The sequence below is a fragment of the Treponema lecithinolyticum ATCC 700332 genome (assembly GCA_000468055.1).
Taxonomy (GTDB): Bacteria; Spirochaetota; Spirochaetia; order Treponematales; family Treponemataceae; genus Treponema_C; species Treponema_C lecithinolyticum.
Genome location: KI260561.1, coordinates 95,108 through 118,908, shown reverse-complemented (window position 1 = coordinate 118,908; position 23,801 = coordinate 95,108). Strand labels below are relative to the sequence as shown.

General features: G+C 43.5%; 23 protein-coding genes and 1 tRNA gene. 2 read left to right on the top strand and 22 right to left on the bottom strand.

Translation table 11 applies throughout. The annotated features are described in order from the left end of the window. Positions 1-16 precede the first annotated feature (16 nt). From HMPREF9193_RS03330 to HMPREF9193_RS03315, 4 genes are read right to left on the bottom strand one after another with little or no spacing between them, the layout of a single operon-like run. On the bottom strand, positions 17-847 hold the full coding sequence (locus HMPREF9193_RS03330; RefSeq protein WP_016524512.1) for a carbohydrate ABC transporter permease: 831 nt from the start codon (positions 845-847) through the stop codon (positions 17-19). Beyond that, complete coding sequence (locus tag HMPREF9193_RS03325; protein WP_021686651.1) at positions 844-1,746, bottom strand: carbohydrate ABC transporter permease; 903 nt, start codon at positions 1,744-1,746, stop codon at positions 844-846. Before HMPREF9193_RS03325 ends, HMPREF9193_RS03330 begins: the two co-directional genes overlap by 4 nt. Before the next feature lie 47 nt (positions 1,747-1,793). Beyond that, positions 1,794-3,065 (bottom strand): ABC transporter substrate-binding protein, encoded by a 1,272-nt coding sequence (locus HMPREF9193_RS03320; RefSeq protein ID WP_040847435.1) that lies wholly within the window; start codon positions 3,063-3,065, stop codon positions 1,794-1,796. 58 nt (positions 3,066-3,123) lie between these two features. Then, positions 3,124-4,446, bottom strand: a complete 1,323-nt coding sequence (locus HMPREF9193_RS03315) for an alpha-glucosidase/alpha-galactosidase (RefSeq protein WP_021686649.1) — start codon at positions 4,444-4,446, stop codon at positions 3,124-3,126. A gap of 155 nt (positions 4,447-4,601) precedes the next feature. Here HMPREF9193_RS03315 and HMPREF9193_RS03310 point away from each other — a divergent pair, with 155 nt between their 5' ends. Next, the gene (locus tag HMPREF9193_RS03310) at positions 4,602-5,390 is read left to right on the top strand and encodes an AraC family transcriptional regulator (RefSeq protein WP_021686648.1); all 789 of its coding nucleotides are present in this window, start codon (positions 4,602-4,604) and stop codon (positions 5,388-5,390) included. A gap of 19 nt (positions 5,391-5,409) precedes the next feature. Here HMPREF9193_RS03310 and HMPREF9193_RS03305 read toward each other — a convergent pair whose 3' ends face one another. The 4 genes from HMPREF9193_RS03305 to HMPREF9193_RS03290 form a co-directional block, all read right to left on the bottom strand. After that, on the bottom strand, positions 5,410-6,117 hold the full coding sequence (locus HMPREF9193_RS03305; protein ID WP_021686647.1) for an ABC transporter ATP-binding protein: 708 nt from the start codon (positions 6,115-6,117) through the stop codon (positions 5,410-5,412). Beyond that, entirely contained in the window at positions 6,114-7,727 is a 1,614-nt protein-coding gene (locus HMPREF9193_RS03300) for an ABC transporter permease (protein ID WP_021686646.1), read from the bottom strand. The genes HMPREF9193_RS03305 and HMPREF9193_RS03300 overlap by 4 nt, the downstream gene beginning before the upstream one ends. A 2-nt stretch (positions 7,728-7,729) precedes the next feature. Continuing rightward, a complete protein-coding gene (locus HMPREF9193_RS03295; RefSeq protein ID WP_040847434.1) occupies positions 7,730-8,755 on the bottom strand; it encodes a thiamine ABC transporter substrate-binding protein in 1,026 nt (341 codons plus the stop codon). 124 nt (positions 8,756-8,879) lie between these two features. Further along, positions 8,880-8,951: transfer RNA gene (locus HMPREF9193_RS03290), tRNA-Val, on the bottom strand. Between the two features lie 221 nt (positions 8,952-9,172). Here HMPREF9193_RS03290 and gpmA point away from each other — a divergent pair. Further along, complete coding sequence (gpmA, locus tag HMPREF9193_RS03285) at positions 9,173-9,919, top strand: 2,3-diphosphoglycerate-dependent phosphoglycerate mutase (RefSeq protein ID WP_021686644.1); 747 nt, start codon at positions 9,173-9,175, stop codon at positions 9,917-9,919. 79 nt (positions 9,920-9,998) lie between these two features. On the opposite strand, the gene rpsD is transcribed toward gpmA, so the two are convergent. The 14 genes from rpsD to HMPREF9193_RS03215 form a co-directional block, all read right to left on the bottom strand. Continuing rightward, the gene (gene rpsD / locus HMPREF9193_RS03280) at positions 9,999-10,613 is read right to left on the bottom strand and encodes a 30S ribosomal protein S4 (protein ID WP_021686643.1); all 615 of its coding nucleotides are present in this window, start codon (positions 10,611-10,613) and stop codon (positions 9,999-10,001) included. A 199-nt stretch (positions 10,614-10,812) separates the two neighbouring features. Next, positions 10,813-11,373, bottom strand: coding sequence for an ECF-type riboflavin transporter substrate-binding protein (locus tag HMPREF9193_RS03275; protein ID WP_021686642.1), 561 nt, complete (start codon positions 11,371-11,373; stop codon positions 10,813-10,815). A gap of 130 nt (positions 11,374-11,503) precedes the next feature. Further along, entirely contained in the window at positions 11,504-12,355 is an 852-nt protein-coding gene (locus tag HMPREF9193_RS03270; protein WP_021686640.1) for an SAM hydrolase/SAM-dependent halogenase family protein, read from the bottom strand. Positions 12,356-12,392: 37 nt separating this feature from the next. After that, complete coding sequence (locus HMPREF9193_RS03265; protein WP_021686639.1) at positions 12,393-13,226, bottom strand: energy-coupling factor transporter transmembrane component T family protein; 834 nt, start codon at positions 13,224-13,226, stop codon at positions 12,393-12,395. After that, positions 13,207-14,955: an ABC transporter ATP-binding protein gene (locus HMPREF9193_RS03260; protein WP_021686638.1), complete on the bottom strand. Its 1,749-nt coding sequence runs from the start codon at positions 14,953-14,955 to the stop codon at positions 13,207-13,209. Before HMPREF9193_RS03260 ends, HMPREF9193_RS03265 begins: the two co-directional genes overlap by 20 nt. Positions 14,956-14,959: 4 nt before the next feature. After that, positions 14,960-15,805 (bottom strand): SAM hydrolase/SAM-dependent halogenase family protein, encoded by an 846-nt coding sequence (locus tag HMPREF9193_RS03255; RefSeq protein ID WP_021686637.1) that lies wholly within the window; start codon positions 15,803-15,805, stop codon positions 14,960-14,962. A 63-nt stretch (positions 15,806-15,868) separates the two neighbouring features. Continuing rightward, the gene (locus tag HMPREF9193_RS03250; RefSeq protein WP_021686636.1) at positions 15,869-16,801 is read right to left on the bottom strand and encodes a transketolase family protein; all 933 of its coding nucleotides are present in this window, start codon (positions 16,799-16,801) and stop codon (positions 15,869-15,871) included. Next, the gene (locus tag HMPREF9193_RS03245; protein WP_040847433.1) at positions 16,798-17,634 is read right to left on the bottom strand and encodes a transketolase; all 837 of its coding nucleotides are present in this window, start codon (positions 17,632-17,634) and stop codon (positions 16,798-16,800) included. Before HMPREF9193_RS03245 ends, HMPREF9193_RS03250 begins: the two co-directional genes overlap by 4 nt. A 92-nt stretch (positions 17,635-17,726) precedes the next feature. Next, positions 17,727-18,995, bottom strand: coding sequence for a PTS ascorbate transporter subunit IIC (ulaA, locus tag HMPREF9193_RS03240; protein WP_021686634.1), 1,269 nt, complete (start codon positions 18,993-18,995; stop codon positions 17,727-17,729). Between the two features lie 64 nt (positions 18,996-19,059). Next, complete coding sequence (locus HMPREF9193_RS03235; protein WP_021686633.1) at positions 19,060-19,344, bottom strand: PTS sugar transporter subunit IIB; 285 nt, start codon at positions 19,342-19,344, stop codon at positions 19,060-19,062. 74 nt (positions 19,345-19,418) lie between these two features. Further along, positions 19,419-20,627, bottom strand: a complete 1,209-nt coding sequence (locus tag HMPREF9193_RS03230; protein ID WP_021686632.1) for a phosphopentomutase — start codon at positions 20,625-20,627, stop codon at positions 19,419-19,421. Between the two features lies 1 nt (position 20,628). Further along, entirely contained in the window at positions 20,629-21,792 is a 1,164-nt protein-coding gene (locus HMPREF9193_RS03225; protein WP_021686631.1) for an alanine racemase, read from the bottom strand. A 2-nt stretch (positions 21,793-21,794) separates the two neighbouring features. Next, the gene (locus HMPREF9193_RS03220; RefSeq protein WP_021686630.1) at positions 21,795-22,910 is read right to left on the bottom strand and encodes an aminotransferase class V-fold PLP-dependent enzyme; all 1,116 of its coding nucleotides are present in this window, start codon (positions 22,908-22,910) and stop codon (positions 21,795-21,797) included. Positions 22,911-22,915: 5 nt separating this feature from the next. After that, the gene (locus tag HMPREF9193_RS03215; RefSeq protein WP_021686629.1) at positions 22,916-23,794 is read right to left on the bottom strand and encodes a phosphotriesterase family protein; all 879 of its coding nucleotides are present in this window, start codon (positions 23,792-23,794) and stop codon (positions 22,916-22,918) included. Between the last annotated feature and the right edge of the window lie 7 nt (positions 23,795-23,801).

Sequence of the window (23,801 nt, the reverse complement as noted above, 5' to 3'; positions counted from 1 at the left end):
TGCGCACTTTTATACTTTAAAGTTTGCTTCCCGATGTAGCAATTCCCGCTATAAACTGCTTTTGAAAAATAATATAAATAACAATCATCGGTAAACAAGCCAAAAAAGAAGCAGCCATCAATTCGGGATAGTTTGCGGTAAACTGTCCTTGCAGTTTTGCAAGAGCTGCCGAAAGCGGCATAGTGTTTTGATCCGTGTTAGCAACCAGCGGCCACATCAGTTCTTTAAATGCAAACAATGCGGTAAATATGCCGAGTGCAGTCATAGAAGATTTTACCAAAGGTGCCATAACAAATAAAAAAATACTACCGGTATTACAGCCGTCAAGCACGGCGGCTTGTTCAAGGTCTTTGGGCAGCGTCATAAACGATTGACGCAGTAAAAAAGTACCAAATGCAGTTACCAAACCGGGAAACAGCAGAGCAAACGATGTATTGAGCATACCCATTTTGCTGACAATCAAATACTGCGGAATAATAAAAATTTGCGGAGGCACCATCATTTGAAATAGCACGAGCGAAAAAGCGAGGTTTTTTCCTTTAAAATGAAGTCTACCCAACGCATAACCTGCTGTAGTTGCCGTAAGAACTGCACAGATAATTCTTTCGACAATCAGCAAGAGAGTATTCCAGTATAAGCGAACAAAATTCATTTTGGTCAGCACCGAAAAAAACGCATCGGTACGCCACACTGAGGGGAAAATAATAAAAGGATTAAGCTGTGTGGATTCGGATATCGATTTAAATGAAGTTAAAATCATCCATAGAAACGGAACGATCATAACAGCGGCACCGGCAATTAAAATACAATGAATTAAAACGGAATAAACAACGGAAGATTTTTTCATGTGTTATACAATACCCATTTTTTTTGTAAACGCAGTTGAATGCCCGTGATTACTAAAATAACGATGAGCAACAACAGTACAATAGCCGACCCATAGCCTTTATTTGATTCCATAAATGAATACCGGTAAAAGAGGTATACCAGCGATTGCGTTTTATAAAATGACGGAGAAGTTATATCGAGCATAACGTAAATGGAATCGAATACTTGCAATGCTCCGATAACCCGCGTTACGGTTATAAAAAACATAGTCGGCGATAAAAGCGGCAGCGTTATAAAAACAAATTGGCGTAGTTTGCTTGCCCCGTCTATTTCGGCTGCTTCATAATAGTCTTGAGGAATTTCCTGTAAGCCGGCTAAAAACAATACCATATTGTATCCGGTAATCGACCATATACCGACTACAGCTATCGAGATAAAAGCGGTAGACGGATTGGAAAGCCAATTGGCTGCAGAAAAGCCCATTAAGCGAAGCAAATGATTTAATAAACCGAATTCTGAATTGTACAGCCATCTCCACACCATGGCGACTGCAGCGGGGGCAGCAACCATCGGTAAAAAGAAAATAGTACGGTATATGCTTTTGCCGCGCATATTGCGATTAAGCAATACTGCCAGTATAACGGCAAAAACAATGGAAAAAGGAACCTCTACAACCGCATATTTAAAAATATTGATTAAAGCTTGCCATACCGTTACGTCTTGAAATAGTTTAACATAGTTGCCGAAACCAATGAATTTATTGCCGCGACCGAAAGCCCCCGTTTTAAAAAAACTTTGATATAAGGTTTGAAAAACAGGAATAATATTTAAAATGAGGAGCCCGCATACAGTCGGTAATAAAAACAACCAACCCCATAAAAAAGTATGTATATTCCGCTTTTTTATGCTTTTATTCACACTGTCTCCTAAAAAAGAGCCGGGAAAAAACCGGCTCTTTGTAAATTTTATTCTTCTGCCAGCAATTTGTTCATTTCACGGGCAATCTCGGGACACAGTGCGGCAGCCGTTTTTTTACCCGTCCATACATCAATCAGTTTTTGAATCGACATATCTTCCCATGCAACCGTTGATTTTGAATAAGGACGTATGACCATGTCATCCATCATAGTCAAGTATGCTTTAAGGTTGAATTTCGGATATGCGTTTACCCAGTTTTTGGTAGTACCTTTATATGCGGAAATAACAATACCCAAATCCGATTGCTTTGTTTGAGCTTCTTTTGATCCGAAATATTCAATAAGCGCCCATGCTTGTTCGGGGTACTTTGTATTTGAAGAAGCCGCCCACCCTAAACCGTTGTAAATGGAACAGCGCCTCCCGCTTGTCGTATCTTTAGGTAATACGGCGATGTCGCAGTGCGCTTTAACATAATCATTATTACACAGTTCCGGCAGCATCCATGAACCTTCGGTAACCATAGCGACTTTTCCCGCTTCAAACAAAGCTTCGCCGCGGTTTTCCGCAATAACATTGTACGGCGGCATTGAACCGTCTTTTATAACTTGTTCTATAAAAGTTATCGCCTTTATTGTTTCGGCTTTATCGAAACCCGACTTCTTTTTATCCGCTGAAAGAATTTCGCCACCCATGTCGAATACGATATTGTACCAGCCGGCTTGATTGGTATCTGGTCGTATTACGCAACCATATTGGCTTCCGTCTTTTTTTGTCAGTTTTTTTGCCGCTTGACGGAAAGTATCCCATGTCCAGCTTTCATCAGGATATGCCAAAGCGGCTTTGTCGAACATGGTTTTATTGTACCACAATGCAATGGTGTCGATGTCCTTAGGAACGGCAAACTGCTTTTTACCGTAGTTATATAAAGCGGTAATATCCGAAGGGAATTGGCTTATGTCCAGTTTTTTGCTGTTCGCAATACGTTTTGTTAAATCCAACAACATATTGTATTCGGCGTATTTTGAAAATTCATTTGAGTGCATCCAAAAAACGTCCGGTAAGGACCCTCCGGTTGCTCCGGCTTCAAGCATCGTCCAATACTGCTCCCACGGCGTAACTTGAATGGTCGTTTTAATCCCCGTTGCCGCGGTAAAATCAGCGGCAATTTTCGTTAAACCAGGTTCTTGATTTTTGTCCCAAATCGCAACCGTCAGTGTTACATCACCCTTTGCCGCTGAAGCGGTATCTTGGCTGCCTCCGGCAAAAAGCGCATACGCGCACAAAAGGGCAACAACAATAGTCAAAATGCGTGTTTTCATTTTTTCCTCCTTCATTTTACGAAAAAATATATACAGCGGCTAAAAATGCCGCCGAATTTTATTTGTACATAGCCATATACGAACCGTGAGCGGCAATTAATTCGTCACACAAACGCCGGATGTCGTCTATACTTAATTCCGCTGCAGTATGAGGTTCAAGCATAGCTGCATGGTAAATGTATTCTTTTTTTCGAGCACGCGCGGCTTCTACCGTTATGAGCTGTACATTTATATTAGTCATATTCATTGCTGCAAGCTGCACCGGCAAAGCGCCGACATGACAAGGGGTAATGCCGCTGCCGTCGACCAAGCAGGGAACTTCAACACACGCTTCTTTCGGTAAATTGTCAATAAGATTTTCGTTTAAGACATTGCCGCCTATTTTATACGGTTTGTTGACAACGACGGCTTCCATAATATGCGAAGCGTATTCATTGGAACGTTTGTGTGTTATTTTGCCGTTTTTTAAAATACGGCGTTTTTCTTCCTGCCAATCTTTTATTTGTTTGATACAGCGCCGCGGATATTCGTCCAGCGGAATGTTAAATTTTTCTATCAATTCGGGATACTGTGATTTTATGTAAAAAGGATTGTATTCGGCATTGTGTTCGCTCGATTCGGTACAGTAATAGCCGAGATTTTTTATATAGTCAAAGCGTACCATATCGTGATGTTTACCTTCGATATTTTTTTTGTGTGCACGTTTTTTTATTTCAGGGTACAAATCCGTTCCGTTTTTATCACGGATATCCAAAAGCCACGCCATATGATTTATACCGGCAATCAATTCCCGTCTGCCTTCAAGCTTATCTTTCATATCCAATTCGGTTAAAAGAGTACTTGAACACACTTGCACACTATGGCACAAACCGACCGTGCGCACACCGGTATAACGCAGCATATAGCCGGTAAGCATTGCCATAGGATTGGTATAGTTTAATAAAATTGCATTCGGACATACTTTTTCCATGTCGCGGGCAAAATCTTCCATGACGGGAATGGTGCGCAGTGCGCGCATAATGCCGCCTATGCCGAGCGTATCGGCAATAGTTTGTCTCAACCCGTATTTTTTCGGTATTTCAAAATCGGTAACCGTGCACGGCTCGTAACCGCCCACTTGAATGGCATTTACCACAAAGTCCGCATCTTTTAAAGCTGCTTTGCGTTCTTTTTCTCCTAAATAACATTTTATGCGTGCACGGTTTTTATTGACATTTGCGTTTATTGCCGATAGGATTGTTTCCGAATCTTTAAGGCGTGAAGCGTCTATGTCGTATAAAGCCATTTCAGCATCCTGCAAAGCGCTCGTTCGCATACAATCGCCCAGTACATTGCGGACAAAAACCGTACTGCCTGCTCCCATAAATGTAATTTTTAGCATATATCATCCTTTTTTCGTAACTTGACGAAACAAAAATAAAGCGTGTAATACAACCTTTTTTAGGTTAAAACGGTTTTACAAATAAAAATAGTTTTTTTGTATCCTTTAAATTGTCATTTTGTTGAAAAACTTGCCGATACAATTAAAAGAACACCATGATAGAAAAAGCGCCCTTGCAGTTTTATTATTACGGTTATGAAAAATGCGATCCGGGACACTCGTTTGGACCTGCCGTACGCGTACACTATGTGCTTCATTTTATTGTAAACGGGAAAGGTGTACTGCATGCAGGAGAGCAAATCTATACCGTATGTAAAAATCAAATGTTTTTAATACGACCGCAAGAAGTTTGTTTTTATGAAGCAGACAACGAGCAACCGTGGGAATACTTATGGTTTGCTTTTGATGGAAAAGAAGCGGATCGGCTGATTAAACTATTTTTCCTCAATGAAGACACTTATGTAAAAACGGCATGTGAAACTGAAAAATTGGAAATATTTTTAAAGACGGCGCTTATGCGATTTCAGGGTTCTCTGTGCTCGCAAACGGAATTAAACGGTTGGTGCTATTTATTTTTTTCCTGTTTTAAGCAAAAAATGGAAAAAGAAGTGCAAAGCAGCGAAAAAAGATATTTATCCGCCGCGCTCACGTATATCCGTTATAATTATATGTATGATATAAACATAGATCAAATAAGCATGTATTTGGGTATCGATAGAACTTATTTGTATAAAATAGTAAAAAAATACACGGCATATTCACCGAAAGTGTATTTAACCCTGTGCAGGATTGAGGCTGCAAAAGATATGCTGCGGTATTCCGAATATGCCATAACCGAAATTGCTTTTGCATGCGGTTTTCACGACAGTTCCGGTTTTTGCAAAGTGTTCCGTTCGTATGAAAAGCAAACGCCGTCGCAGTACCGCCGCCGCTGCAAAAGATAAAATTATAACATCGTTTTCTTTATAAAAGTTCTTCGCTGAAGTTTTCGGGTTTGCCCGTCCAAATTTGTTTGCCGCATCGCAAAACGGTTATAAGGTCACACATGGACTTCGCTTCTTCAATGTCGTGCGTTACCATAATACCGGTAAAACCGATTTTTTTTTGCAATGAGCGGATGTCGGCTGCAAGTTTTTTGCGCAAGGGGGCATCGAGGCTCGAAAAAGGCTCGTCGAACAGCACTAAATCCGGCTGCACGATAAGCGTGCGCGCAAGGCTTACACGCTGGGCTTCGCCGCCCGAAAGCGAATCGGGGTAGCGCTCGGCAAAACCTTCCAAACCGAAGCGTTCAAGAAATTCTGCTGCGCGCAGTCTGCTTTGCTTTTTTGAAAGCTCTCCCCGTAAACGGGAAAGGCAGCGCAGGCCGTAGGCGACGTTGTCGTCCACGCGCATGTGAGGGAAAAGCGCTGCTGCTTGGAACACCATGCCGACGCCGCGGCGGGCAGGTTTAACGGACAGCAAATTCCTGCCGTCAAGCGTAAGCACCATATTTTGTCCGTGTCCGGTTTTATCCGGTTCAAGCAAGCCGGCGATGAGGCGCAATACGGTGGATTTTCCGCTGCCCGAACGTCCGGCAATTCCGAGCATGCATCCTTTTTCTATCGAACAGGAAAATTCTATGCATATATCGGCCCATGTTTTTCGTAAGCCGGCAACTTTGAAATAACTCATTTTAATCTGTCTCCCAAAATAAAAAAGCCGATGCTCAAAAGACCGAGAATGCATCCTGCAGCGCACGCTTCGTTAAACCGGTAGGCGCCTGCAAGCCGGTACGTAAAAAGCGCAAGCGTTTCAAAATGAGGAACCGACAGCATGAGCGGCAGAGACGCTTCGGCACTTGCGGCGGCAAAACAAAATCCGAATGCCGATACGAGCGTGCGACGCAAAAGCGGCACTTGTATGCGGAACACGCAGTCCAAAGGATCGGCCGATAAAAGGCGCGCGGCATTGAGCATTGAAAGCGGAATTCTGTCGAGTGCCGAAGATATGTAGCGGAATGCGAGCGGCCACAAAAGAGCGCTTTGTGCGCCGATTAAAAGAAGCGGACTGCCCTGCCTGACAAGGACTATTATGCCGAAGCTCAAAACAACCGAAGAAACCGCCATGGGTAAAATCGGCACAAGCCGAAAGCCAATTTTCGTTTTGAACGGGTCGATCGAATGAATAAAAAAGGATGCCGCACAAGCCCCCGCGACCGAAACAGCTGCGGTTGCACTTGAAGCGATCAGCGTGTTCCGCAAAGAAAGCCAAAACGACAAACGGGAAAAGAGCACGCCGAATGTGCCGAACGAAAAAGTGTTTTTGTATTTGAAGGCGCCGCCGAGCACGGAAAAAAACGGCCATAAAAAAAATAAAACAACCGGTATAAAAACGGCTGCAAAAAATACGGCTTCTTTGTCGGCTTTGAGCGAGCGACGCGGCGCCGCCTCGGTTTTTCCCGTAATACCGCTGCTTCGTCTGCCGGACAGTTCAAAACGGCTGTACAGGGACACGAACAAAAAAGCCAGCAGCGTTTCGCACAGCGCAAAAGCGGCACCCTGTTTTAAATCGAGCGAACTGCGCACCGAGCGGTACACGGCGACTTCCAGCGTAGTGCCGCCCGCCGACCCGAACAGCAGCACGATAATAAAACTAAAAAAGCAATACAAAAAAACAAGCATTGCCGAAGAGGCGATAGCCGGTGCAAGCTGGTACAGCGTAACTGTACGGAACACCTTCCATTCCGATGCACCGAGGAGACGGGCGGCATCCGCTTCATCCGACCGCAGGCGCTGCCATACGTCGCTACACAGCCGCATGACAAGCGGAAAATTATAAAATCCTTGTACGATGACGATTCCCCAAAACGAATACAAAAAAGAAAGCGGCGCGTTTTGCACGTCGGCGCCTGCGGCTCTTGCGGCAACTGTAAGAAGCCTGTTCGCGCTACCTTGCATACCGAACACCGACACAAAGCCCAGCGCTATCAAAAGGGTCGGAACCGAAAGCGGTACCGCCGATAAGGCAAGCAAAAAGCGCCTGCCGGGAAAGGTGCGGTTTGCGGTAAAAAAAGCGGCTGCAAGTCCGAAGATGACGGCAATGCCGGTCGATACGGCTGCAATCTTTATCGTATACCAAGCGGGCCGCACAACGGATACGAGGGGAAAAGAAGAAACGCTTTGTGCGCCGCTTGCCAAGGGCGTGAGAGCTGCGCCCAAGGCAAGCAAAAAAAACGCGCAAAGCAAAACAAAGATTGCAACGCTTCCGGCCGCAACAATGCGGCGGAAAGCTTTAAACAACATAGTTATTTTGCCAATAAATCGGTAATTTCGTGTACCGTTTTTTCAAGGTCAAAAGCTTTTACCGAAAGCGCTTTGCCGGCTTTCGGGGCGGCTCTATAGCAATCGGGAAGCACGAGCGCCGGATTTACCGGATACATCCATTGGGTAAGCGGCAGTACGGATTGGGCTTTTTCGCCGATTAAAAAATCCAAAAAAGCTTTACCGCCCTTTTCGTTCGGCGCACCTTTTACCAAAGCTGCACCTTCAATCTGCATTATATGCCCTTCGGGAAAAATGAGTGCTTGATAGCGGTCGGTTTTATCGTATTCAACATGGTAGGCGGGACTGGTCGTATAGCTTATAACAAGCGGCGCTTCTCCCTTGGTGAACAAGCCGTACCCTTCGCTCCAGCCGGGCGCCATGGTTAAGATATTCGGCTTAAGCGCTTTCCAAAAATCCAAATACGAATCGCCGAACACCGCCCTTGTCCACGCGGCAAATCCCAAACCGGGCGTTGAAGTACGCGGATCCATCAAAATGATTTTTTTTGCGTACATGCTTTTCGTTAAATCCGACAAAGATTGCGGCGGCGGTACCGAAGATGCCGTATCGTAAATAAAAGCAAAATAGCTCCAATCGTAGGGCGTAACGAACCACTCTTTGTCCGCAACCAAATCGGCAGGAATGAGCTTTTCGGCAAGCTCTCTTTTATACGGAGCCAAAACGCCTTGCGCTTTTGCCGCTTCGACCATGTTGCCGTCTATGCCGATTAAAACGTCGGCTTTCGGCGCTTTTTTTTCGAGCACGGCGCGCGTAAGCACTTGAACGGCGTTTCCCGCCGAAACGAGCGTACACTTATAGCCCGTTTTTTCTTCAAAACGCTTAACAATTTCCGCACCCGGTCCCCAGTCTGCGGCAAACGAATCATACGCATAAACGACGACTTCGCGGCTGCGCTCTTGCGGAACATCGGCTTTTCCCTTTGCGGGAAGAAGTGCGGTAACGGAACAAAATAAAATAAAAAATGAAATATAAAGACGAGTCTTCATAACTTCCTCCGCCGGCATTATCCGGATCAGGTTCAGACGGCCGTACGGTCGCCTTGCGGGTTTGCTCTCAGATAACGGCAGGATAAAATCCTTTCGTTAACACCCCGGTTATTGTAAGTGTCAATGGACGATACTGGATTTGAACCAGTGACTTCTACCGTGTGAAGGTAGCACTCTACCGCTGAGTTAATCGTCCTTATGACTGTAATGCGAACAATACCACAAAGCGCTGTTTTTGTAAACAGGGATTGACACAGCGCTTGTAAACGATACAACCGCAGTTTTATGAACTGTTTTAAGCACATAGGTTTTACGAACACAAACCGGCAAAAACAAAAAACTGCAGCCGGCACAAAAAGCACGTTCCCCTTGTTTCTGTTTGTAAAAATATAGTATAGTAAGACAGAGGTAAATAAAATGAAATTAGTACTTATACGGCACGGCGAAAGCGAATGGAACAAATTAAATCTTTTTACCGGCTGGACCGATGTGGATTTGTCTGAAAAAGGACAAGAAGAAGCAAAACAAGCCGGCGTAACATTAAAAAACGAAGGCTACGACTTTGACGTTTGCTATACGTCGTTTTTAAAACGCGCCATACACACTCTCAATTTTGCCCTTGCTTCAATGGACCGCGAATGGCTGCCCGTTATAAAAACGTGGAAACTGAACGAACGCCACTACGGAGCATTGCAGGGAATGAATAAAGCGGAAACGGCAGAAAAATACGGCGAAGACCAAGTTAAAATTTGGCGCCGCTCGTTCGATATAACGCCGCCAGCGTTAAACGAAACCGATGAGCGCAGCCCGCGCACGCAAGAACCCTACCGCACAGTAAGCGATAAATCGGTACTACCTTTAACCGAAAGTCTTGAAACAACCATTGAACGCGCCGTACCCTATTTTGAAAGCGAAATAAAACCGCGCATGCAAAAAGGAGAACGGGTGCTCATTGTTGCTCACGGAAACTCGCTGCGCGCATTGGTAAAATACTTTGAAAACTTAAGCAAAGAAGAAATACTGGAAATAAACATACCCACCGGCGTGCCGCTCGTGTATGAATTCGATAGTTCATTTAAAGTAGTAAATAAAAAATATCTTGGAGATCAAAAAGCCATAGCAGAAAAAATGGCGGGCGTTGCAAACCAAGGCAAAAAACAATAAAGTATGCCGCACACAAAAAAAAGACTGCCGAAAGCACAAGCTTTTAAGGCAGTCTTTTTTTACGCAAAATGCGCAACACTTAGCGCGAATAGAATTCTATAACGTACTGAATATTGCCCACCGGCTGAATATCGCTTGCCGCCGGCAAAGAGGTAACGGTTGCCGAAAGATTTTCTTCATCTACTGCAAGCCAGCTGCCTCTGTTTCCTTGTGCGGTAACCAAATTGTGCCGAATAAGGTTTTGAATTCCCTTTTTTTCTTTTGATGTAATCACATCGTTTGCTTTAAGCCTCATAGAAGGAATGTTTGCCGGTTTTCCGTTTACATAAAAATAAGAGTGCGAAACCATTTGACGTGCTTGTGCACGGCTTACCGCAAAACCCATTCTAAAAACGGTATTGTCAAAACGCTGTTCCATTAAAGAAAGCATATTGTCGCTGGTAATACCCTTCATCCGCTGTGCGCGGGCAAACAGGTTTCTAAACTGTTTTTCGGACATACCGTAGGCAAAGCGGAATTTTTGTTTTTCCCGCAATTGTTCCCCGTAAACGGACATTTTACCGCGCTGTTTTACGCCGCGCTCTTTTCCCGGCGCATTCGGCTTTTTAGACAGCAATTTGCTGTATTTAGGGTTGCCGAAAATATTGGTGCCGAGCCTTCTGACTATTTTTCCCTTAGGCTGTTTTACCGCCATACTGTATACCTCTTTATTACAGATACTGATTTGTGCCGCTGTCGGCAAGATATAGTTTTTATGCAATTAAAGGGAACGAACTTACACAAAAACATTCGGACGCCGTACAAAACAGCCGCGTTTTTTAACAGCGTCCTTTTATCGATTTTGTTATTATGGACTGAATGCCGGTTTTTGTCAATCAGTCATAGATTTTCTTTTATTCTCCCTTTGCTAAACTGCCTTTTTTTGGGCGGCTTTTTGCATAAGCAACTAAAAGCAGCGTTGCAACCACACCGGTTGAAACCGCATTCAACAATGCAGCGGTAATTCCCTGCGTAAACACTTTATTGGCAGGCTCTTTATAGATAAGAATATCCAAACACGGAGCTGCGGCAATCCACGCAAAAACATTGGCGCCGACTTGCACAAGGTTAAACAACAGCGCATCTTTAACCGAAAAAATTCCTTCTTCCGCATGCAAACGCGGATACACCAAACCCATAATAAAGCAGGAAATAAAACTGGCTATAACCCAGCTCCACCACGCCGATCCGTATTGGATGGAATCCGACAAAGCATGCCCTATAAACGCAATTAAGCCGCCGGCAATCGGTCCGAACAAAGCCGCAAAAAAACCTCCCAATCCGTATGCCACTTGAAAAGACGTTTCAGGAATTCCGGTAGGAATTTTTACATACATAAAAAACAACATAAACAGCGCCGAACCGAGACCGACAGCAACAATCGTTTTAGTCGTTACGGTAAACATCTTTTTCATAACAACACCCCCTAAAGTTTATTTAAACAAACCGCACCTAAACTGTCAAGTGTACCGACACGCACTGTATCGACACACAAGCATCCGCCTTTCATCGTGTACCGCTCGATACGGACCGTAACTGCCGGTATCAGTGCGAAAATTCTACCGTCCATTGCGAACCGAAAGCGCAGTTAAATTGCTTTTTAAAGCTTCCCCGGCACACGGCAAGAGCAATACGCAAAAGTTCGTTGGTGTACACAATCGGTTCATTTTCATTTGCAAAACCGAAGCTTTGATGAAACAGTACTTTTTGTTCAAACACCGTTTTACCGCTGCAACATATTCGCACACGGATATGCTGTCCGTACGCAAAGCCCTGTTCTTTAAATAAAGCAAGCGGCACATTAGTCCACAAATTGCCGAAGTTCGGATCGTCTATTTCTATTATACCTTTTACAACTGAGTTTTCCGCATAGGCTTCATGCAGTGGTAATTCCACAATTTCATCAACGGAATAGGAAGGACCGATTTGCTCAAATGAAATAATACCGGATGCAAAGCGGGCAGCACAATAGCCGAACAAATCGCGTCCGTGAAACACGGCGACACCTTGGGTTTTTTCGTTGTGCAAACGGTTGAGTCTTTCGTCTATTTCGCGCACTTCGGTTATGCCCATAAAACGTTTAATATGGGTAAGACTGCCGTTATCGGGGCTTACCACGTAATAACCGTTTGCCGTTTTTGCAACGCACGCGCGCCGCTTTGTGCCGACACCCGGATCCACTACCGATACGTACACAGTGCCCTGCGGCCAAAATGCAAGGCTTTGAAACAGCCGGTAACTCGCACTCCATATATCAAATTGCGGAAGCTCGTGAGTTCCGTCCATAATTTCGAGGCTGCGATCTACGCTTTTTACTACGCCGTACATAGACGATACGGCACCTTCTTTATACGTAAAATCTGTTTGAAACACTAAAAGCGGTTTGTCTTTTTGCATACACTTGTCCTTGCATTGATTTGATTTTAACTTATGTTTATCTAAACGGATTAAAAAACCGTGAACGGTTTACAAAAAAACTGATGCACAGCGACAGTATAAAAACAAAAGCCGAAAAAGCAATTGCCGCCGCATCCGAGCGGTTTAAAGGGCGTTCTGAATACCACGTGCGTTTTTTTTCTTTGCCGAATCCGCGCAAATCCATAGTATTGCTGATTGTTTCTATACGGTCTAATGTAGAAAAAATAAGCGGCACAAAAATATTCATAGCATTTTTTATGCGCTTAAACGGTTTTTCTTTTTTTGAAAGATCCAGTCCGCGTGTTTGCTGCGCGGCGGCAATATCCTGATAGTCCCTAATAAGGTCAGGAAAATAGCGCAGCGTAAGCGAAAACGCATATGCAGCTTTGTACGGCACTCCGATACGGTTTACCGAAGCGGCAAATTCACTTGGATTGGTGCACAAAAAGAAAATAATTCCCAGCGGCACTACTGCAGCGTATTTAACGGTTTTTGTAATTTGATACAAAAGCTGCTCTTGAGTAAGCACATAGCTGCCGGCAAATTTATAAATATCGTGGCGCGTGCCGTAAATTTCCGTACCGTATAGCGGACTGAATAAAAACGTCAATACAAAATTAATCGCTAAAAAAACGGCAACATATATAAGCATAAGCCGTATTTGCGAAAAAGCAATATCGGCAATCCGTATTAACACAAGCGAAAAAACAACTAGCGCCGCAATAAAGCGGATATCGTAAGAAAACATAACGGCAAAAGTCATACATAAAAAACCGAACAGCTTGGAAAATCCTGAAAGTTTATACACAAAATTATCACGTTCGATGTAATCAAACAGTTTTGCTTTCATGCATACTCCTTCGCTCGTAATCGATAAAATTTTGCACAAAAAGCCGGCTGTCTTTTATGCCCGCCATTTGTGCAAAACGGTACAGCGACGTCAGCTTTAAACTGGCTTTTTCGGCAACGGCGCTGTCGGTTAATGCTTGCACGGGAGAGGCATCAAGCAATAAGCTGCCGGCATGAAGCACTAAAGTGCGCTCTGTATACTCAAGCATTAAGTGCATATCATGCGTAATCAATATAATAGTTACCCCGCTTTTATTAAGCGACACAAGAAATTCCATTATTTCGCGGTAGTGCCGGTAATCCTGCCCCGCTGTCGGTTCATCAAGAATAATTATGTTCGGCTGCATAGCCAAAACGGAAGCGATTGTAATGCGTTTTTTTTGCCCGTAGCTCAATGCCGAAACCGGCCACTTTATAAAGGGTAAAATTCCGCATATTTTACATGCGTGCTCTACGCGCTCTTTTATTTCGTTTTCTGCTATACCGTTTAAACGTAAACCCAAAGCTATTTCATCGTATATCATCGGTTTACACAACATTTGATTGGGGTTTTGCATAACAAAACCTATGTGGCGGCTTCGCTCACGGATGTTCATACGCGACATATCTTCGCCGCGCAAAAGCAAACGGCCGCCGCTTTCTTTAACAATTCCGCTGATAATTTTTGCCAACGTGCTTTTTCCTGCTCCGTTTGTCCCCACAAGGCTGAGCATTTCTCCTTCGCGGATACTGAAGTTTATATCATTTAATACCGCAGGACTGCGCGGCGCATAGCGGAAGCTTACGTTTTCCGCACGTAAAATTTCATTTGTATGAGCGCACGCTTTTTTTTCGGGTAATGAAGTTCCCCACTGTACAACCTTACTGCGGACGGCACCAACATCAAGCGTTTCCAATCTTCCGCAACGCAATTTTTCGGTAAGTTTAATTCCCGCACGGCGCAGCGCACTTACATACAAAGGCTCGCGTATACCGAAGGACGGCAGTTTACCCGAAGCCATAAGAGCATCCGCATTCATGTCGCATGCAATTTTGCCTCCGTCAACAACGATAATGCGGTCTACGGGACAATGCAGCACGTCTTCTATACGGTGCTCGATAATAATAACGGTTTTTTTGTATGTACGATAAATGTCATCTATTAATTCGATTGCGGTTTGTCCGGTTTTAGGATCCAAATTGGCAAGCGGTTCGTCAAAAAGCAGCACATTCACATTGTTTACCATAACACCTGCAAACGATACGCGCTGTTTTTGGCCGCCGGAAAGTTCGTGCGGCGAAGAAGTTAAAAAAGAATGCATGCCGACTAAAGCTGCTGTTTTTTTTACGGTTGTTTTCATGACATCAAGCGGACGGCAGTCGTTTTCCAAAGCAAAGGCTATGTCTTCGCCTACGGTTAAACCGATAAATTGACCGTCCGAATCTTGTAGTACGGTACCGACTTTTTTTGAAAGCTTAAAAATATCGAGCTCTACCGTTTCTTGTGCGCATACTTTTAAACTGCCCGTTACATTTCCGTTGTAAGAAAAAGGAATAAGACCGTTTATGCAATGCCCCAACGTACTTTTTCCGCTACCGCTTGCACCTACAATCAGTATTTTTTCGCCCTCGTATATTGTAAGGTTGATATCACGCAGCGTCGGCTGTGCTTGTGCAAAATATTGAAAAGAAAAATTGCGGAATTCTATAACCGGTTTTTTTTCGGTATTAACAGCCGTAGACTGTGCCATAAATTCAACTACGCGCCTTTTGCAGCGTAATAGTCCACGCAGGTCCTGTTCCTATTCCGTATGCTTTGGAAAAACTTCCCTGGTTGATTGCAACCGCCATATAATCGAGACTGTTGACGTACACCAGAGCCTCTCCCACATACACAGCGTCAAACGAGTGCTCGTAGCGCAGCGTGTTGCGGTATAAAAGACGGGTGGAATTTTCGATAATAACTTCTACATGCTCTCCGCAGTCTATGCCGAGCGAATTAAACAAAGTACGGGAAATATTTGTCCACAAACTGCCGAAGCGAACATCGAGCACGTCTATGGAACCTTTTATCGATGTATTGTTTTGCACCGGTTCTATAACGGGTAATTCCACAATGGAAGATACATCCACTTTGGGACCGACTTGTTCAAAGCTAATTACACCGGATGCAAGGCGGGCGCCCGTATATGCATAAATATCGCGACCGTGAAAGGTATAGCTTTCTCCGGAATTCGGCAAGCGGTTTATTTTTTCATCTATAACACGGGCTTCTTTTATACTGCTTAAACGTTTTATATGCGTAAGCGTACCGTTGTCCGGCGTAACGATGTACTGTCCGTTTCCGGTCAGCACAACAATACTACGCCGGGTAGAGCCGACCCCCGGGTCGACCACGGATACAAACACGGTTCCTGCAGGCCAATAATCGACGGTTTGAATCAAGCGGTAAGACGCTTCCCAAATATTATATTGCGGTATATCGTGCGTAACATTGAAAACTTTTATGTTTTCGCACACGCTGTACGCAACTCCGTACATAGCGCTGACTGCACCGTCTCCGTAGCCGAAATCCGATTGAAACACCAACGGTTTTACCATGTTTTTTTTACCTCTCCACACCGACGATAGTACTACAGCAATCAACGGCGGTCAAGTACAAAGCTATTTCTTTTTCCGCATAAGCTCTTTAACGGCGCAGGTTAAATCGTCAAAAGCAAAACCGTATGCATTAAACAAATCTTCTCTGTCGCCGGATTCGCCGAAGCAATCATCCGTACCGATTATTTTAAGCGGAACGGGGAAGTGTTGCGAAAGTGTTTCGGCGGCACAGGATCCGAGCCCGCCGAAGCGCGAATGATCTTCCATCGTCATTACACAACCGGTTTTTTGAGCGGATTGAATAAGCGTTTTTTCATCAAAGGGCTTTATTGAAGAACAGTCCAAAACTTCACAAAAAATATTTTGCTGCGCCAAGCGTTCGGCGAGCAGCTGTGCACGGTACGTCATTATACCGCATGCGGCAATGGTAACGTCCTTCCCTTCGCGCAGCACGTACGAGCGCCCTATTTCAAAACGGAAAGAATCATCATACAGCTTGGGCAATTCCGCACGCCCTATGCGAAGATAAAAGGGACCGTTCGTTTGTAATGCCGTGCGCAGAGCCTCTGCGGTACTCATTTCATCCGACGGGCATAAGACGCTCATATGCGGAATTGAGCGCATAAGCGCAATGTCTTCCAAACACTGGTGGATTGCACCGTCGGCACCGACAGCCAACCCCGGGTGTGTTGCCGCTATTTTTACGTTATAAGAATCGAATGCAATGCTTTGCCGAACTTGATCAAAGGCTCTGCCGGCTGCAAACACGGCAAAGGTTGAAGCTACTACCGTAAAGCCTTCTGAAGCAAGCCCTGCTGCAACCGACATCATATTTTGTTCGCAAATTCCCGTGTTCAAATATTTTTCGGGAAATTTTTTTTCAAACACGCCGGTTTTTGTTGCAGCTCCCAAGTCCGAACACAAAACCATTAACTGGGGATATGCTTCGTTCAGTTCAACCAGCGTTTCTCCGAATACGTCGCGGGGCGCTTTCATATATGTTCCTCCGGCAAATTAAAAGTATAATTCAATTCTTTTCCCGCACACAGCAATTGCTCTTTGCTTAGTTTTCCCGAATGCCAGGAAACTTCATTTTCCATAAAGGAAACGCCTTTGCCTTTTACTGTATGCGCAACAACAGCATGCGGCCGATCGGGAACAGTCATATTTGAAAAAACTTTTTCCAATGCGTTTATATCATGTCCGTCGACTTCAACCGTGTCCCAATTAAAGGCACGCAGTTTTTCCGCAAGATTATCGTTTGACGAAAGCACTTGTTCAACCGTTCCGTCCAACTGCAATTTATTTACATCGATTATTACCGTAAGATTTGCCAAGCCGAGTTTTGCGCCCAACATAAGCGCTTCCCAGTTTTGCCCTTCCTGCATTTCGCCGTCGCCTGCAAGCACGACAACGCGCGCCGGATTTTTTTTACGCTTCAGTGCAAGCGCTTTTCCCACAGCAAAAGAAATACCCTGGCCGAGCGAACCGGAACTCATTTCAATACCCGGAATGTCTTTTACCGGATGCCCTTGCAGCAAATGATGAAAACGTTTAACGCTGTGCAGTTCTTTTTGATCATAAAATTTTTTATCTGCTAAAATCGCGTATAATGCCAAAGCGCCGTGACCTTTACTTAAAATAAAACGGTCGCGCTCGTCGCTTTTAAAAACATCGGGGTTAATATTCAATATTTTATAGTACAAAACCGTCAATATTTCTACCGTGGATAGCGAACCTCCGATATGAGACGCGCCGGTATAATACGCGGTTTCCAAAGTTTTGCACCGAATATTGTGTGCTTTTTGTACCAAATTGCAATCGCTCATTTTATTCTCCGGCACACGGACTGCAAGGATTACAAGCATGCGCTTATAACCTTGCAGCCGTACGCAGTTTATATATTAAAGTTGTACATCAATTAATGGAAAATATTAATAATTCCGCCCAGCACAATACCGACTATACAAAAGTCCGCATCGCTGAATGTTGTGCTGACAAAGCCTAGGTTTCCGAGCAGAGGCATTAAAATAATCGGCAAAAAGGTAATCAATAAACCGTGTATAAAAGCGCCGAAAAAGCAACCTCTGCGTCCGCCGGTAGCATTGCCGAAAACACCCGCCGAAGCGCCGCAAAAAAAGTGAGGGACAACACCGGGTATAATAATCGGCAGTTTAAACACTATGCACAAAAGCATTCCCAAAATGCCGCCTAAAAAGCTTGCCAAAAAGCCGATAAGTACGGCGTTCGGCGCATAGGGGAATACAACCGGACAGTCCAAAGCCGGTTTTGCATTCGGTACCAGTTTTTGAGAAATGCCGGTAAAAGCCGGAACGATTTCTCCGAGTATCAAGCGTACGCCCGACAAAACGATGTATACACCGCCTGCAAACGTAATGGACTGTAAAATTGCAAATACGATAAAGTTTTGTCCGCCGCTTTGATTTGTTTGCACATACTCGGGGCCGGCTACCAGCGCGGATATAATAAAAATCAAACCCATTGTTACGGAAATTGCAACGGGCGTATCGCGGAAAAACCCGAGCCATTTAGGAAATTGAATTTCTTCGGTTGATTTTGAGCCTTTGCCCACCAATTTACCGATGTATGCTGATGTCATATAACCGAAAATACCGAAATGTCCGAAGGCGATATCATTTGTTCCGGTGATTTTGCGCATAACCGGCTGCGCCCATGCAGGGAAAACAGCCATAACAAAACCTAAAATCAAAGACCCTACTAAAATAAGAACCCAGCCGGTTAATCCGCCGACCGAAAGAATAACGGCAATTAAAATAGCCATATAAATAGTGTGGTGTCCGGTTAAAAAAATGTATTTTAAAGGCGTAAAACGTGCGATTAGGATATTTACCACCATTCCGAAAAACATAATAAGCGCCATTTCCGAGCCCATCGACTTTTGTGCAATGGACACAATAGCTTCGTTGTTCGGGACAATTCCCTGAATGTTAAATCCGTATTGGAACATTCCGGAAAAATGCCCCAACGCGCCCACGATTACCGACGCACCTGCACCGAGCACTAAAAAGCCCAAAATGCTTTTAATAAAGCCTTTTACACATTCCGAGGCGTCCTTTTTTTGGATCAGTAAGCCGATTAAAGCTACCAAACCGACCAGAACGGCGGGAACGCTCAATACGTCGTTCATTAAAAACCGAAAAAATCCCATCTTTTCCTCCTACAGAGAGATTATATTTGTCGCCGAATCAACCAGCAACTTTCCCAATATCGGTCTATATAACCTTCATTTCCGTTAATTTTTCAACGAGTTTGGCTTTCATATATTCTTTGTCAATCATATTGTCCAAAGAAATAATTTCTCCTTTAAATCCGGTAAATTGATTGGTAATATCGCGGGTTCCCATATAGATATCAGCCATCGTCCCTTTTGCCGAACTTAAATCTGTATGTTCAACATCAATATTTGAAAGCCCCAGCTCTTTCAAAATATTTTTTATGTTGATTTCCATCATAAAACTGCTGCCTAAGCCGCTGCCGCACACTACAAGAATTTTCATTTTTTCCTCCTTATATTTGCTTGTCCGGTCATATCTACGATACAGCGTAATTTCAAATCACGCAACAAAATTCTTTACCTCAGTTTATCCAAATAACTTTCTCCCGCTTCAGGTTTATCCGTGCAAAAAAATTGTGCGGCAGTAGCGGCGGTATCTGCCATTGTTTTTCTAACTCCTATATTTACGGAACGAACGCCTTTTTTGTATATCAAAAGCGGAACGTTTTCCCGCGTATGCTGCGAATGCCCGATTGTCGGATCGTTTCCGTGATCGGCGGTTACAACCAGTACGTCTTCTTTTTTCAACAATCGAGTTATTTTATCGAGATAACCGTCTACTATACTTAATACTCGTGCATAGCGTTCGGGGTTTTGTGCGTGCCCTGCAAGATCGGTTTCTTGTACATTTATACATACAAAACCGTGCGTACATAAATCGATTTGTTTAAGCGATAATTCTAAAATTGTTTTTGTATCGACAAGATTCATAAAACTTGTACCCGACGAATTGGCAACAATATCGGCTACCTTTCCGATAAGGATGCAAGGAATACCTTTTTTTTTCAATAAAAATGGTAATTGCACTTTGGGATCTACACCGTAGCCTAAATGACGCACCATATACCCTTCTTCGTATACCAGCGACTTGGGCGCATCGATACCTATGTATTCGCCGTTTCGTTCGGTTTCAGCTGCGAGGATTGTAGATTTGGTTGCCTTTGTGCCACCGAAAACGATTACCCGTTCGACTTCCACAATGCTTCGAACGATTTTTGCAATTTCCAATTCTTTTTCAAAAGAAATATCTTGAAAACTTGCCGTTACGTTATACACTTGCCCCGGATCTGTTTCAAGGTTATCGGCTACCGCAACACAGCCATTTACCCACAGATAAACAGCATTCCGTTTGCGCCGCTCGACCGAATAACCTGCATTTTTTAAAGCGCTTTCAATCCTGTCGATATAAAAAGAAAACGGTTTCATAAGCGGCTTTTGAGTACGCGTCCCCATAATTTCCTGATGTCCCAAAAAGGTGTCGCCGCCGTAATGCTGCAGCATTGCTTTACCGAATACCGCATCTTTGTTTATTTTCATTTTTTTATAATCATAACCGAGCGCATTCATCAAACCGAGTTTTTCAAAGCAGGGCAAATATAAATCCGGAATACGGTCGAGTATATGCCTGCACGTATTAGCCCCGTAATCGCGCGCACGTACTTGCAACACGTCATCCATATAGCCGACTCCGAAACTGTCCACCACCAATACGATAAAACGTGCCACTTTAAAAATCCTTTTTTATACCCTGCGGCGTATAAATACCGACAATTGAAGGAGCGTCGTGCTGAATACCTTTAACTAGCACAATATCCGAGCGTGTAACAAACATTTGAGTTCTAAAACAGCCGAGCACGGTATTACCCACAGCACACGACAGCGGTGTTTCCAAATAATAATCGATATTCCCCACCGAAAAGTCAGACACGGTTTGTTCGGTTAAACAGCCTCGTTCATCTTCAACCAATACATGCTGAAAATGTCCGCGCGGATAAAACCCTCCGCCGTAAAAATACGATTTATTTTTAAACGTATGAGAAATTTCCGATACATACACATACGCGGGAATTTCGGCGGAATTTACATCCATATTAAACGGAGTTGTTCCTGTCAACGCATGCCCCGGTTCTCCGTGTGTTCCGCCTTTTTGTTTAATTAACGCTATGTTTTGTACGCTTGTAACTGAAGGCATATTCATTTGTACAATCGGTATGCCGTATTTTTTTTCTATGTATATTTTTGCTTCGGTTAAATCTTCTATGTTTTTTGTGGGTTCTATATGTTTTGTATGCTCGCTGAACAAAAAACAAGGAAAAGATGTTAATCCGTGCAGCTTGACCCCCTTATATTCTTGTATTTTTTTTATCACGTCATCAAGTTCGTTTAAACCTATACCAGCTTCTTGTCCGGCGTACATATTCGAATGCTCTCCGATAATCCGCAGCATAATATTTTGGACTTTGTGCTGTGCCAATGCGGCATCGGATATTTCTTTTGCTTTTTGAGTCGAATAAACGGTAATAACTTCAGGTCCGTAACACACAATCTTTTTTAACACAGCTTTCGGTATTTGTACCAAATGTCCTACATGTCCTATTTTTAAACCGTGCGACATCATAAGCTGAGCTTCTTTAAAATCGACCGCAACACAGCCGTCATACCCCAAATCTTCCAACTGGTGCGCAATATATGGATTCCGTCCGATTTGTTTTGTCATATAATACAAGTGCACGCCAAAACGGTTTGCTTCGTTTAAAATTTCACGTGCATTTTGCAACAGCATATCGACATCGATAACGTATGAATCCGGTAATATCGTGCCTGTTTTGTGCAGTGTATGCGCCATTGTAATAAGCCGTTCGTTTTTTGCTGCAAGTGTTTGTAAAAACATCACTACTCCTGCCGATTTTTTTGCACAACCGCACGGTATGCCATATCCAAAATCCGTATAACCGTTTGAGCACCGCTGCGGTTCGGATTTATCCTTATCATTGTATTTTTAAGCGAAGGGTCTTTTTTTAAAAAGGTTCCCGACACGCGATAAAAAAGCGGCGGTATCTCAAATTTCGATTCGGCGCCTACCGGATTCGGGAGCGCTCCCAATTTTTCTGCTTCACACAATACCGCCGGCGCAACCGGTTCATTGAATTCAACAAGCAGCACTTTCGACTGTGCATTTGCCAAAAAACAGTTTTTTATATACGGATATTTTATACGATCGTTTAACAGCGTTAAAAGCAATTCATTTTGTTCCGCTTGAATTGCAAGCGCAACCGGAGCATACACAAGAGCGCGCAAAGCCTCCATACTTTCAAAGCCCTGCACTTGACCGCCGCCTGAATAATTATACGAGCAAGCTTTGTCAATAAACCGTTTTTTCCCGACAAGACAACCAATACCAACAGGTCCCAGCAGCTTAAACAGAGAAAAAGCGGACAAATCCGCACCGCATTCACAGCCTATATTCGGCACTTTTAAAACAGCATAGTTATCGTCGGTTAAAACGACGATATCGTTTTTTTGTTTTTTTACCAGTTCAATTACGTGCTGCAAATCGTATGAATCGTCCGCAGCTTGGCGCGTATGTTGAATAAGGCACAGCTTAACATCGTTTTCGTTTAAAGCGCGGACAATGTCATCATCGTCGTTAAAGTTTGCGCGTACACTATGCAGCCCCATCGACATAATGCTTACTTCCGTTGTCGGATATATGACAGCGCTGTGTACTAAAATCGTATCGCCCGGCTGCAGTACGCTTTGCAGCCCCCAGCGGATTGCTTGGGTTCCGGCACCGCGCGTAAGCATACAAGCTTCGGCATGAAAAAATTCCGCAATTACTTTTTCAACTTGTGCTGTGCGAAGCGGTTTATGAGCTTGCGTATTGATGCCTAAATCTCCGAGCGTTAAAAAATCCGCACCGGGAAAGTGTTTGGTAATAATATCTACCAATAAAAATTGTTTTTTTTGCGCTTGTACAATGTTTATTGATTTTAAAGGAAAGGTTTTCATAACTGCTAAGCTCCGGTAAAATAATGGCGCGGATTATCTTTTAAAATCCGTTCGAGTAAAGATTGTGAAAACCCTGCAGCCAGCAAATTTTTAAAAAACACATCGAATAAATAACAATATCCGATACCGCCTTTATATTCCATATTTGATTTTCGGGTAATATCCATAGAAAAAAGAATACGGCTTGTCAAATCTCGTTTTTCAAGTTCTTTAAGCATTGCAATTCTTACACTGTCATCCAAATAATTATTTTTACCGATAGTATCGAATTCAACGTATGCACCTTCATCAATAATTTTAAGTATATAATCGATGTCTCCGCTTAAATCCACATGACCGATTATTATTTTATTCATATCGACGTTTTGTTTTTTAAAAATTGCTGTTTGTTCCAAACCCAGTTTCCCAAGCGTCGTATGTGTGGTTATTGGGGTTCCGGTTTCTTTGTGTGCAATAATTGCAGCTGCAAATACTTTTTTTTCAGCATCGGTTATCGCCTCTTCACTTGAGCCGATTTCTCCTATAATGCTCGCTTTAATTCCGGTATTATCGATGCCGGCGGTAATATCTTGAATCATAATACTTGCAATATCTTTTTCGTTTTTTTCATATATATAAGCAGGTAAAAAAGGTTCTTTGTAAAAACCGGTTGCACACAGTATATTTATACCGGTTTGTTCGGCAACGGAAGAAACGTATGCAACGTCTCTTCCCATGCCGATATTGGTAACTTCAGTTATGTTTTTTATGCCTTTAGCGTAAAGTTTTTTGAATTCTGCAACCGTTTGATCTTTACAATCCAACAAGCAATCCGTATTGTTTTTTTGTGCGGATAAATCTATGTGTACGTGTTCGTGCATTAATGTGTAACCGTCTAAAAGCATAAAAAAC